Raw genomic sequence first — 12,066 nt, 5'->3', positions numbered from 1 at the left:
TGGATCAAGTACGGCATCGAGGACAAGCAGGACATGCGGCAATTCATGTACTTGTATTTCACGGTTGCATCGAATTTCGACGCCGATCCGGAGATCGCCGCGGTGTTGGCCAAGCCAGAACGCAAGCCGGGTGATTTCGCTAAGGCGGTGGCGTCCATGTCCGAAGAGAAAATCGCCAGGCTGAAGGCGACAGGTACGGCCCCAGGAGACAAGAATGGCTGACAAGGAGCCCGGTGGATTGCCGCAAGTGAATCGCACGCCGGCCTCCGTGCTTAAGAAGATGGCGGAGAACGAGGCGGCTTATCCCAAGCAGGACTGCAACGAATGTGGTGCAGTGCTGCGCATTGGCTTTTTCTTCGATGGGTTTGGCCGCCATCGGGATTTTGACAGTGAGCATCCTACGTTCTATTCGAATATCTGCCGGCTCTGGGAGGCGCACTATGCGCACAATGACACAGGCAAGCCGGTGAATCAATATTGGTTCCGTTTCTACTATTCGGGGTTGGGAACGGACCTGAACGAGGATGCGAAGAGCGACGATTTCATCTACGGCGCGACGGTAGCCGGCAGAAAGATGCTCAGCGAGGCGGCCAAGAACGCGAAAAACGCGGCCATGAACATTACGCGGCTCGACGAGATCCCTGAGCACGACGTAATGAAGCGGGCGAAAGGCGCCACGCAGAAAGCGATCAAGGACGGCTCGTTCCAGCCCATGGTAAAGGCCTACAAGGACGTCGTGAAAGACGTCAAGACGCTGCCCGACAAGGTCGTCCGGATCTGGAATGCGTGGGATCCGGAACGCATGGCCGACCGCGCAAAAGGCACCGTCCGGGGATTCTGGAACGGTTTCAAGAAGAATCCCCTGAAGGCCGCGTGGACGGCGGGCAAGGAAATCGTCAAGTCCACCGCGCTGGAAGGCGTTCCGGTCGTACGCGACAACGAGACCGTGGCTTACTACCTGGGCTCGGGCGTGGACAAACGGGTAGACGCGGCGCTGCGCCAGCTCAAGGCGGCCCACGAGGCTGTAAGCGCCGATATGAACAATGTGCGGCGGATAGAGATTTCGGTGTTCGGCGGCGACCGGGGCGGCGTCATCGCCCGTCAGTTCGTCAACGACGTCGTCAAGAAGTACCGTCGCCGCCATGACAGGGATCTGGTCTTTCCCGGGCAGAATGGCGCGCGCGCAGCGGAGATTCAGATACGCTTCCTGGGCCTGCTGGATTCGGTGGCGTCCATCATGGAAGAGAACGCCTTCCTCGAGTTCGTTCCATTTACGGATCTGCTCAAGCAAACGCACAAGGACCGTACGCTGACCGTGCCAGGCGCTGTCGGGAAATGCATTCATTTCGCCGCCGCGCACGAACTGCGTGCGAATCAGCGTCTGGACAGTCTGGAGAAGACCCGTGGGGAACAATTCCTCTATCCCGGATCCAGCGGCGACGTGATGGGCGTCAGCCCCGAGGGCTCGCTGGGCTCGCGCACGGAACTGTCGCGAGTGCCGCTGCGGGACATGCTGAATGCCGCATTGTCGAATGGCGTGGCTATCTACAGCATGGAGCAGCTGCGCGCCAAGCGCCCGCAGACTTACGACAAGTTTTCTTTAAACGTCCAGATCAAGGACGGCGGACAAAGCTACTACATCACCGATCTGGTCGAGGCCTATCGCGGAGTCGTGAAGTACGAGCCCGGCGTCGACTTCATGCCGCACATGGAAGTATTCCTGCGCTGGCTCGCGGTGCGGTACCAGGATCCGGTGTTCAAGGAGGAATTATCCGATCCGGCCGAAAAATGGATACAGGACCGGGACTTCTTTACACCTGAGACAGCCTACAACGAAGAGTTCCGTCGCGTCATGGACCTGCCTCCGGAGGAGCGGAAAAAGCCGGAGAACACGGCTCGCCTGAATGAACTGAAGGCGCTGAAGGAAGAGCGCTGGAACCGCGCGGTCGCCAGCCGCGGCGAACGGCCGCCGCAGCGCTTCAAGCCGCTATGGAAGCGCCTGGAAGACGAATATCGTGAACTCGATAAAGAGGTGCGGGATGAGGCTCGGCGCAGGGAGGAATACTGGCGAGCCGATCCCGTCCGGGCAAACGCCTTGGAGAACTGGGGGCAGGACCAGCAGAACATGCGCAACGAAATAATAAGGCGAAACGGCGGTGAACCGACGGAAGCGGACACACCGAAAGATCTCCTCGCCGAAATGAAGGCCAAGCGCGCCATGCAGCGGCGCCTGCTCGAGGTCTGGCGCGAGGCGAGCGAGGGAAAGAATCCTCTGCCTCCCAAGGTCATGGCGCTGTTCGATTTCCTCGTGCATGACGCCATGCTGAGCAGCTGGCCCGATCACCTGCTGGCCAGCACCTCGATGTATTTCCGGGTGCGTGAAAAGGACATATTCGGCAAGACCGATTTCAAGGCCGAGGAAGCCGATCTGAAATTGCAGAAGGAGGTGGCGTCGCGGGTCGACGAAATGAACGCCAAACTGGCCGGTTCCGTCCCGGTTCGCCCCTAGGGCCTGTGCATGGCTCCTTTTAGTGTGAACAGGCCCTAGTCGCCTGTGGGACAGGACACGGGTTCCTCAGGAATCGCGGTCTGGTTATTCGATCGGTTGAGGATTGCATGACGCTGAAACGTGGCTGGGCCTGGATTGCCCTCATCTCGGTCGTGGCGGCCGCGTTTTTGGGGCCGCCGGCCTACCGCTGGGCCTACACGGCGCTGTTGCCGCCGTTGCTGTTGTGCGAGGCCCGCAATGACACCGATGCCGACATCGCCTACCGGCTGGAGGACGCATCGGGCGCATTTCCGGGCGACTGGACCGCAAGGGCTTCCGGGGCGCCGCTGGGCCCGCTCGATCCTGGCTGCCTTTATGGGCCGGACAGCCGCCGCAAGCCGGTTGAGGTCCGATGGGGGGCGGCGGACGGCCAGGGGAATGGCTTTCCGCATAGCGCGAAATTGAAAGTCCCGCGCCCGAATGACGCGGCGGTGCTGCTGCTGCGTTTCACGGCGCCGGACCAGGTGCAAGCCCGGTTCGCCACCGCCGCCGAAATGCCCGAGCCCATGGCGGTGCCGGAGTCCGTGTGGAACAGCGGCGAGTGGGTGCGCCCGTAATCGACGAAATGAACCGGGAGCATGCCGATGCGCAAACGCCTGATAGCCGGGCTGACATGCCTGGGAATGCTGGCGGGCTGCAACGGCGAGCCCAGCTATGGAGGCCTGTCCTTCATTACTTACAACTACACGCCCTGGGATTTGGATAGTATCGAAATTAAGGACAGCGAGGGGAATCTGGCTGCAACGGGTGCGATTATCGCGGGAGGCGGGGAGGGTTCGGTGACTTGTTGCTACCGGCTGAAAGGCACCGATTTCAAGGTTGAATGGACAGGCGCGGATACAGAGGAAATCAGAAAGCACATGTCCAATGGACGGATATCCGATGAAAAGTTGGACGAGCTGATGTTCAACAAGGAAACATCCGTGCACTTTCCACCTTCGGCTATCCCACCCGGAGACGGTCCGCTTTATCTCGAACTGCACATCTATCCGGATGAGCACATGGAAATCGCGCTCAGCCGCAAACTGCTCGGCCAGGTTCGCATTCCCATCGTCGACGCCACCCGCTGGCTGTATTCGCAGCATCGTGATGCCCTGCAGAATTATCGGGACAGTTCTGAAGTCAGGCGTGTCGTAGCCAAGGTAGCCAAGACGGCCTGGATCAAATACCGCATCGAGGACAAGCAGGACATGCGGCAATACATGTACCTGTATTTCACGGTTGCATCGAATTTCGACGACGATCCGGAGATCGCGGCGGTGTTGGCCAAGCCAGAACGCAAGCCAGGTGATTTCGCCAAGGCGGTGGGCTCCATGTCCGAAGAGAAGATCGCCAGGCTGAAGGCGACGGGCACGGCCCCCGGCGACAAGAATGGCTGAAGTTCCATGGCATCCATAGGAATGGCGGTGTGCGGGCTGGTGTTGCGTGCTCGTGTCCGGCGCGTCGTGTAGGTTGCGCTTGCTGCGGGCCGCAGCCGCTAAAATCCCCCCATGCTTCCTCCTCAAGTCGCCGTCGCTTTACTCGTTCTGTTGCTCGCCGTCGTGGTGCCGCTATGCGCGGTGGCGATCCAGCTTATCCGTTTCATCCATTGGTTCGCGTGGGCGGACAAGGGCGCGCGCGGCGAACGCCCGCATTTCACGGGGCCGGTCCTGGCCCTGTTCTTCAGCACGCTGGCCGCCAGCGATTTCATGGGCTTCGAGCCTTTCCTGACGCTGTCGGCGCTCAATCCCGTGCCGATGGAGTACCGCGCCTATCTCATGGTCGCGATGCTGGCCTTGTCGGTGTCGTGCTGGGCCTATGGGCGGTCGATCCGCGACCGCGTGCTGCGCCTGGTCCTGCCCGGCAAGGCCGGGCAGGGCTGAAGGCGCTTATTGCCTGGCGGCCTGGATCTCGATCGTGACGGCGTTCGAGCGCAGGCCGTTGGCTTCCACGTAGACCTCGTAGACGGCTTCGCGCTGCGGCAGCCCCGCGGCCGCGGCGACGTCGGTGCTGAACTGCGTGCCGACGCTGACGCCGGCATCGATGGGCGTGTCGCGCGGCGGGACCGAGCCCGGCGCGATGTCGACGTCCATGCCGCGCGGCTGGGGCCGCTTGCGCTGGTAGGCGATGCCGCGATAGATCTTGCCCGTGGCCTTGTCGGTCGCGACGACGGCGGGCGGCGGCATGTTGGTGGAGACGGGGATGATGCCGCGGGCGCAGACCGGCACGACGAGCTTGTCCGCCGCCCGGAGGCTGACCCGGCTGGGGCCGGCCAGGTGCAGCTGAGGCTCGCTGTCGTCGCGGTTGGCGGGCATGCAGGCATGTTCTCGGGTCGTGCCCACGGGGGCGGTCGCGAAGGCGGGGGGATCGATCCAGTCGGTAGTCATGGGCGGGGGCGGCGAGGCGGCGCCGGAAGGCGCGTACGCGAGCGCGAGGGCGGTGGCCGCGCACAGCGCGGCCAGCAGCGGGCGCAGGCGCGGCGCGCGGTTAGAAGGAATACCAGCCATCTGAGAAGTCTACTTTGCGCACGGCCTTGGCGCAGGCCGGGCAGAAACGTATCGGGGCGCCGCTGATGCCGAACATGACGCAGGAGCCCGACTCGTACGCGTAGTCCTCGACATTGGCCAGCTTGCGCAGGCCGTAGTGGCAATGGCGGCCGTGGGAGGAATAGAAGTAGGGACCGGGCTCGAGTTGCGAGTCGTCGTCGCCGTAGCCGTTGGCCTGCGCCCAGGCGGGTCCGCCGGGCACCATGTAGAGCAGGTGGCCGATCTCGTGCACCAGCGTCTGCTGGCGTCCGGCCGGGTCGGCGGGGTCCCACGGGGTGCGCGCAGCGACGCACAGCAGGTTGGTGCCGGGGAAGGCCACGCCGGTGGCCGCCGAGTCCATCAACTGCACGTTGAGGTGGATCTTGCCCAGCGTGCGTTGCGGCGTCAGGCCGTCGACGATCACGCCCACACCGCGGCATTGCTCGGGCACGCCCTGTTTTTCAGGCACGGGGAAGACGCGATCCGGCGGGATGGGAATGCGGCGGCGCTGGCCCGACGCGTCGGTGTATTCGAAGGTGGCGTCCAGGAACCAGGGGTCGTTGTCGATGCCGTGCCAGAGGTAGTGCACGGCGCCGTCGCCGCCGACCAGCGGCACATAGACCTTGAGTTCGCCGGGGCCGGCGTAGGCGTCGCGGTAGATGGTGTGCTGCGGGGCCTTGAAGGCCAGGCGTTCGACGTGGCAGACGACGATGGTGTAGGGCTCGTGGTTCGGTCCTTCGGACTGGTCGTAGACTGCCCGGGCGTGGCCTTTCAGAATGTCGGCGTCGGCCTGGTCGACGTCGTAGTTCGCCTGCCCGCGGCCCTGCCGCGGCGGCAGGTGGGCCACGTCGATGCCGTGGCGGCGGTATTCGGCCACGGCGGCGCTGTTGTCCTGCGCCCGCGCCATCGGGTCCGGACCCGGCAGGACCAGCTCCTGGATGTACAGGCGGCGGGCCGTTTCCACGGTTTCGGTGGCGATGCGCTGGTTGCGCGCGTCGCGCACCTCGAAGGTGTAGGTATTGAGGCCGGCGGCCGGCAGCGCGATGTCGTCCACGACCTTGGTGCCGTCCGGGTCCGTCTGGTACTGGAAGGTCTTGCCCTCGGGGCCGCGGTAGGCGGCGTGGCGGCCCTTTTCGGCCTGGGTGTAGGCGATGTTGTCCTTGCCGGCGATGACCTTGATGCTGAACTTGTGCACGTCCGCCTTGCTGAACTTGACCCGTATCCTGGGCCTGGCGGTCTGGCGGTCCTCGCTGATGAGCACGGCGCCGTCGTTCCAGAATTCGTCCTCTTCGGCGAAGTTGACGAACTGCAGGTGCGCGCCGGTGCGGCCGCGGTAGGTGGTGAGCGCGTTGGAGACGGCCGGTTCGCCGCCGGCGTCCTGGGCGGGCGCGCCGCTGGGGACGCCGGCCGGCGCGGCGCCCGGCGTGCCCGCGCCCTGGGCCGCGCCGTCCGGCAGCATGCCCGCCATCTGCAGCACTTTGGCCACGGGCGAGGGCAGCATGTCGGGGGAGAAGCCGGGCGTGCGCAGCACGGTGGCGGCCACCGCCGGCAGGCCCGAGCCGCTGACGGCCGGCGACTGCAGCACCGCGGCCGCCACGGCCGGCAACGCGGAGGTGTCCAGACTGGGCGCGCGCATGATGGCCCCGGCGACCGCAGGCAGACCGTATTGCCCGGCGCGGGTCGAGCCCAGCAGGCCGTTGACCGCGGCGCCTATCGCCGCATTGCGGTCGCCGCTGGCGGTCAGGGCCTGCGCCATGGCGGGGTTGACGAAATCGCCGATCCGGCCGGCCGCGTCGCCGGCGGCCGCCAGCATGCCGGCCGCGCCGGACAGCATGCCGCCGCCGGCGGCGGAAGCGCTATTGCCGGCCGTTGCGCCGGGCCCGGCCATCAAGGAGGGCGTGGCGGTGTCGACGGCCGAACGCGCCAGCGCGCCGGCCTGTTCCGCGGCGCGGGCCATCACCGTTGCGCCGGCCTGTTTCGCGCCGTCGATCGCCGAGGCCGCGGCGTTGGCGGCGTCCATGGCCGATTGCGCGGCGCCGGAAGCCAGTTCGCCGGCCTGCCCGGCAAGTGCGGACGCCCGGCCCGCCAACCCGGTGTCGGCGGCGGAAGCGGGAATCGCGCCGCCGCCCGGCGCGGCGGGGGCGGCCGCCGCGCCGACATCCGCGGCCGCCGAGCCGGCCTGCGCCGGTGTCTGCGCCTGCGCCAGCGCCTTGGCCTTGGGCCGGTGCACCAGTTCGGCGCTGACGATCATGGGGTCGCCGACCTGGGTCGAGGGCAGCGCCGGCAGCGCGGCCGCGTCGCTGGCCGGACCGATCAGGTTGTGCGAGGCGCCCTTGACCGAGAACATGCCCGGGCCCTTGAACACGATGTCGCCGCCGTCCATGACGATGCTGGCGCCCGCCGCCTGCAGGGTGATGCGCTGGTTCGCCAGGATCTCGATGCCTTCGGTGCTGGACGTGACGGTGATGTCCTGGCCGGCCAGCATTTCCAGCATGTCGGTGTGCGCGTGCAGCGACACGGGCGCGTTGGCCGCGACGGCGCGGATGCCGCCGTCCTGCACGAACAGGCTGGTCGACCGGCCCGAGGCGCTGGCGAAGGTCTGGCGCGCGGCGACGTGGCCGTCGGCCTGCGTGGTGACGTGCAGGTTTTCGCTTGCGTGCAGGATGGCGGAGGCGGGCGTGGACAGGTTGAGCGAGTTCGGCGCGTCGATCAGCATGCGCGCGCCGTCGATGCGTTCCACCGGTTCGGCGCCGGTCCGTTCGCCGCCACTGGCCTTGATCGCCTGCTGGCCACCCACGCTGTCCGGATAGCGGCCGTCGGCCTTGGGGTCGGTGGCCTGGATCTGCGCGTCGTATTGATCGGTGGCCGCCAGCGCGCGCGCCTGGCGCCGCGTGGCGGCATCGTTGATGCGTTGCGCGGCATGCTGCGCGCCGCGCATCAGGGTTAGCGCCTCGCGCGCGTCGGCCTGGGTGGAGCGGGCGTCCTCGCGCGCGGTGGCCGAGAGCAGCATGCCCTGGCCGGAGCGCAGCACGGTCCAGGCATCCGAGCGCAGTTCGAAGCCGGTGCCGCGCCATGCGCCGCGGCTGGACGCCTCGGGCGCCTGCTCGACCAGATGGCCCAGGCCCAGCTGCGATGCGGCGGCCGAGCTGGACAGGCGCGTGCGGCCTTGCCCCGCTGTGTCGTCGAACAGCCACTGGTTGTGGCCCTGGCCATCCAGGCCCCGGCTGTGCCAGCCGCTGATCGTGCCGGGGTGGTTGGCCTCGGCGTCCACGCCGGCGGACCAGGGCGGCAGGTCGGCATCGTTGTAGAGCTGCGCCGCGACCACGGGCTGGTCGATGTCGCCGTCCAGGAATTCCACCACCACTTCGGTGCCCTTGCGCGGCAGGTGATGCGCGCCCCAGTTGGGGCCGGCCTGCGCGCCGGCCACGCGCAGCCAGGCGCCGGAGCTGTGGTCGCCCGGCGCGTTGCCTGCTTCGTCGCCGTGGCTGCGGTGGGGCAGGCCGCCGGCCAGCGGACGCCGTCCGCGCTGCCACGGAAACTGCACCTTGATGCGCAGGTCGCGGCCGGACGAAATGGCTTCGTCCTGGGCCGTCACGACAATGGCGGTCACGCCTTCGGGGGCGGTGGGCTTGGCGATCCAGGGCGGCGCCAGCGCGGCGGCGGCGGGCTGGGCGCTGAAGCTGTTGCGATACGTGCCGCGCTCCAGGTCGGCCGCGCCCAGCGCCTGGGCGGCCTGGCTGCCCAGGTTGTTGGCGGCTTCGTGCAGCACGTGCAGCAGCGTGTAGCGGTTGCCGCCCAGTTCGTCCACGGCCTGGCCCGAGCCCTCGGCGTAGCGGTCGTGCTGCGTCAGCGTGAAGTCGTGGCCCGGCGCCATCTGGCGCGCGGTGCCGGCGCCGTCGAAGCGCACCATGCGCGCCTCGTGGGCCTGCAGGCTGAGGGCGGCCTGCTGTTCGGCGCCCGCGTCGTCGGCGTAGCGGCCGTGGCCGTCATAGTCGTAGTCTTCCAGCGGCGGCAGCGCGCCCGCGTCCAGGCCGGACTGGGCGTGTGCGCCGTGCGCGACCAGCTTGCGCTCGTTCCAGGCCACGCGCGTGACCGCGTTGGGCTGGATGGCGCGCGCCGCGCCGAAGCGTGTGACGCTGTCTTCGGTTTCGGTCGCGTCGCTGCGGTGAAAGCGCAGCGTGGGCGCGGGATTGGCCGGATGCGCGGCGCGCGCGTCGAACACCACCAGCCGGTGCTGCGCGCCGCCGCCGGCGCCGTCCTGTTTCTCTTCCTGCTGATGATCGAAGCGAAAGCTCAGGCCGGCCTCGGCCATCAGGCGCAGCACGAAGTCCAGGTCGGTTTCGCGGTACTGGGTGCGCACCGGGCGCGCGGGCGGCGGATCGGCGATCTCGAACGCGAACGAGGCCAGCGGATAGTCGGCGAAGATCTCGCTCAGGATGTCGGTGGCCGTCTTGTCCTGGTAGAGAAAGCTGTCGCGGCGCAGCCGCAGCGTGGCCAGCCAGGGCGCGGCGTGCAGCCGGTAGCGCGCCAGGCCGCCGTCGGCGCCCAGCGCATCCACGCCTTCGACCACCGCGTGCCACAGGCGCCGCGCGCCGTCGGCCAGCAGCAGGCCGACGCTGATCTCCTTGCCCAGCAGCGGCTCCATGTCCAGTTCGGCCGAAGGCGCCAGGCAGTCCAGGGTCAGGGCGTACAGTTCGGACACGCCTTCGCGCAGCTGCATGCGTTCGACGGTGAGCGCGTCGCCCAGCGGCGTGCGCACCTGCAGCATGCGGGCGTTCTGCGACAGCGAGGCGGCATCCAGGCGGCTGAAACCCGCCGGCGTGGAGGAGCGGTCGGTCATGGCGGACCTTCAGGGCAGCGAGATGGTCAGGTGGGCCGCGCGCGGTCCCAGCTTGACGATGTCGTGATACGGCGCCATGGCGGTTTGCATGTCGGCGTTCAGGAAGTGGCTCATGCCCAGGTAGGCCAGCAGGCCCAGCAGCGCGAACAGGGCGCCGATGCTCCACAGCGGCACGTCGCGCTTGAGGGTGTGGGCGATCTTGTCGGGCAGCGGCCAGTGCGGCGCGAAGCCGGCGCGCTTGCCGCGCAGCAGCGCGATCTCGTCGCCCAGGCGCGCGGTCAGGTAGCCGAGTTTCTCCTGGCCTTCGATCATGTACTTGCCCTGGAAGCCCAGCAGCAGGCACATGTAGAACACTTCCAGCGATTGCAGGCGCGGCGCGCCCTGGGCGCGCAGGTCTTCCAGGCGCGCGAAGAAGTTCTCGCCCGCCAGCTGTTCGCCGAACAGGGTCAGCTGCAGCGGCTGCAGCATCCAGGCGTCGCGGATCGCGAAGCGCGAGTTCAGCACGGTCTCGTCGACCGCGGCGCAGAAGGCGTACTTGGTCGCGTAGACGTCCTCGGCCGGGATGTCCATTTTCTTGGCGCTGCGCTCGAAGTCGGCCAGGAACTGCTGCACCCGCGCCGAGAACGACGCGGCGCTGGCCGGCTCCTGCCCGCTCTTGAGCAGGAACAGCATCAGGAAGCCGTCGTACAGCAGGTCCAGCAGCGACTTGGCCGGGCGGGTTCCGTAGAACTCGGCGGCTCGGGCAGGCAGCGATGCTCCGGGCATCAGGGAAGGAGAGTCGGCGGTCATGGCGGGCTCTTGCGGTAGGCGTCGGTTAGCGGGTGACGGCGATCAGGTCCAGCTTCAGGTCGGGGATGCCGGACGGGGCGTAGATGGCGATGCTGCGCGCCTGCAGCATGCGGTCGTACAGCGAGCCGCGCGTCTGCAAGGTGAAATAGCAGGCGCCCGGCTTGACCGGCACGGCCGGCGGCACCTGCGGCGTGTAAACCAGCTGCACGCCCGGCATGGCCGAGAGCACCAGCTTTTCCACGTCGTCGGGCGCGCCGACCTTGAATCGCAGCGGCACGGTTTCGGCCAGTTCGCTGGCCGGCGTGGCGGCCGAGACCGACAGATAGAGCGCGGTGGTCTCGTCGAGCTTGTCGGAATCGAGGCGGCCCACGTGGAACGACGGGCGCAGTTCTTCCAGCACGATGGAGAAGTAGCGGGTCGAGATGACGGTGTCGAGCAGGTCGCGCAGGATTTCGTCCAGCCGCGCGAAGGCCGCGCCGGGCTGGTCGTGGCGGTACGCGGGCAGGTCGGCCAGCGTGTGCACCTTGGAGAAGGTCATCAGCGCGCCGGCCAGGCGCAGCATTTCCTGGAACAGGCGCTCCGGATGCAGCTGCGGGTTGTGGAACAGGTGCGAGAGCGCCGCGTAGGCTTCGTTGGCCGTGTGCAGCAGCCAGAAAGAGGCCACGTCGCCGGAGCGGAACTCGATGATGTTCTTGTTGGGCTCGCGGTGAAAGCCGTAGAGCGCGTTGACCTTGGCCTGCAGCGCGTCGAGCAGGCGGCGCAGCTGTTCGAAGAGCGCGCCGCAGGCCTGGACCGTGAGGCTGGGGGCGATGAAGCCCGTGTCCAGTTCATAGCCGGCGCTGGCGGTGCGGCGCACGCGCGCCACCGGGATCGTCAGCAGCGCGTCGCGCGGCTCGTGCTCCGACAGCAGGCGCACATTCTTGCGCAGGAACGCCAGCTCGGCGGTGCTGGCGTTGGTGTAGAGGTCGGGCGCGGGGCTGTCCTGGTGCGCGTAGCGCGCGTCGAAGCCCTGGCCCTGCTGCGCATCGCGGTAGTTGCCGCCGATGTCCTTCATCGGATGCAGCGCCAGGTAGAACACGGCCGAACTGGCGCCGTCCAGGCCGTCCAGCGCGACGGCGGGCGGCAGGTCGTCGTTGTGCGGGGCGCTGTAGATCTCGCCGTCGGGAAAGATGGCCGAGAGCTCGGTGGCCCGGAGCATGCCGTTGGCCAGCGCCGCGGCGTCGAAGCGCGCGGCGCGCAGGCCCCAGGAATAGGGATGCAGCGCGCGGCTCATCTCCGCGAGGCGGGCTTCGTGGTAGGCGTCCTGTCTTTGAAAATGCTGGGGCCGCAGGAACAGCCCCTCACCCCATAGGATCTTCGCGGAATGGCTCACGTTTTCTGGCTCT

General features: G+C 67.6%; 8 protein-coding genes and 1 pseudogene. 5 read left to right on the top strand and 4 right to left on the bottom strand.

The genetic code is table 11. The features are described from left to right. From C1I89_RS18470 to C1I89_RS18450, 5 genes and pseudogenes are all read left to right on the top strand, one after another. Positions 1-222: pseudogene (locus C1I89_RS18470) on the top strand (hypothetical protein); the annotation flags it as partial. Beyond that, a complete protein-coding gene (locus C1I89_RS18465; RefSeq protein ID WP_102774078.1) occupies positions 215-2,509 on the top strand; it encodes a DUF2235 domain-containing protein in 2,295 nt (764 codons plus the stop codon). The pseudogene C1I89_RS18470 and the gene C1I89_RS18465, both read left to right, overlap by 8 nt. A gap of 107 nt (positions 2,510-2,616) precedes the next feature. Further along, on the top strand, positions 2,617-3,105 hold the full coding sequence (locus tag C1I89_RS18460; RefSeq protein WP_102774077.1) for a hypothetical protein: 489 nt from the start codon (positions 2,617-2,619) through the stop codon (positions 3,103-3,105). Positions 3,106-3,132: 27 nt separating this feature from the next. Then, positions 3,133-3,927 (top strand): DUF3304 domain-containing protein, encoded by a 795-nt coding sequence (locus C1I89_RS18455; RefSeq protein ID WP_102774186.1) that lies wholly within the window; start codon positions 3,133-3,135, stop codon positions 3,925-3,927. Between the two features lie 111 nt (positions 3,928-4,038). Beyond that, on the top strand, positions 4,039-4,410 hold the full coding sequence (locus C1I89_RS18450; RefSeq protein WP_102774076.1) for a hypothetical protein: 372 nt from the start codon (positions 4,039-4,041) through the stop codon (positions 4,408-4,410). 6 nt (positions 4,411-4,416) lie between these two features. Here C1I89_RS18450 and C1I89_RS18445 read toward each other — a convergent pair whose 3' ends face one another. Genes C1I89_RS18445 through tssK form a run of 4 tightly spaced genes read right to left on the bottom strand, consistent with a single transcriptional unit; the run spans position 4,417 to position 12,053 of the window. Then, positions 4,417-5,034: a hypothetical protein gene (locus C1I89_RS18445; protein WP_258231471.1), complete on the bottom strand. Its 618-nt coding sequence runs from the start codon at positions 5,032-5,034 to the stop codon at positions 4,417-4,419. Continuing rightward, positions 5,015-9,892: a type VI secretion system Vgr family protein gene (locus C1I89_RS18440; protein ID WP_102774075.1), complete on the bottom strand. Its 4,878-nt coding sequence runs from the start codon at positions 9,890-9,892 to the stop codon at positions 5,015-5,017. Before C1I89_RS18440 ends, C1I89_RS18445 begins: the two co-directional genes overlap by 20 nt. Before the next feature lie 9 nt (positions 9,893-9,901). Further along, complete coding sequence (gene icmH, locus C1I89_RS18435; protein WP_247747573.1) at positions 9,902-10,657, bottom strand: type IVB secretion system protein IcmH/DotU; 756 nt, start codon at positions 10,655-10,657, stop codon at positions 9,902-9,904. A 49-nt stretch (positions 10,658-10,706) separates the two neighbouring features. Then, entirely contained in the window at positions 10,707-12,053 is a 1,347-nt protein-coding gene (gene tssK / locus C1I89_RS18430) for a type VI secretion system baseplate subunit TssK (protein WP_102774073.1), read from the bottom strand. Positions 12,054-12,066 lie beyond the last annotated feature (13 nt).

Origin of the sequence: Achromobacter pulmonis (genome assembly GCF_002885955.2) — a bacterium.
In the GTDB taxonomy this organism is placed as follows: Bacteria; Pseudomonadota; Gammaproteobacteria; order Burkholderiales; family Burkholderiaceae_B; genus Achromobacter; species Achromobacter pulmonis_A.
The sequence above is the reverse complement of the archived record's forward strand: the minus strand, read 5'-3'. Positions and strand labels throughout refer to the sequence as shown.

What these genes read in the sequence shown, in the direction of transcription:
- C1I89_RS18440 (WP_102774075.1), bottom strand. Translation starts at nt 9,892, where the DNA reads ATGACCGACCGCTCCTCCACGCCGGCGGGTTTCAGCCGCCTGGATGCC.
- C1I89_RS18460 (WP_102774077.1), top strand. Translation starts at nt 2,617, where the DNA reads ATGACGCTGAAACGTGGCTGGGCCTGGATTGCCCTCATCTCGGTCGTG.
- icmH (WP_247747573.1), bottom strand. Translation starts at nt 10,657, where the DNA reads ATGCCCGGAGCATCGCTGCCTGCCCGAGCCGCCGAGTTCTACGGAACC.
- C1I89_RS18465 (WP_102774078.1), top strand. Translation starts at nt 215, where the DNA reads ATGGCTGACAAGGAGCCCGGTGGATTGCCGCAAGTGAATCGCACGCCG.
- C1I89_RS18455 (WP_102774186.1), top strand. Translation starts at nt 3,133, where the DNA reads ATGCGCAAACGCCTGATAGCCGGGCTGACATGCCTGGGAATGCTGGCG.
- C1I89_RS18445 (WP_258231471.1), bottom strand. Translation starts at nt 5,034, where the DNA reads ATGGCTGGTATTCCTTCTAACCGCGCGCCGCGCCTGCGCCCGCTGCTG.
- C1I89_RS18450 (WP_102774076.1), top strand. Translation starts at nt 4,039, where the DNA reads ATGCTTCCTCCTCAAGTCGCCGTCGCTTTACTCGTTCTGTTGCTCGCC.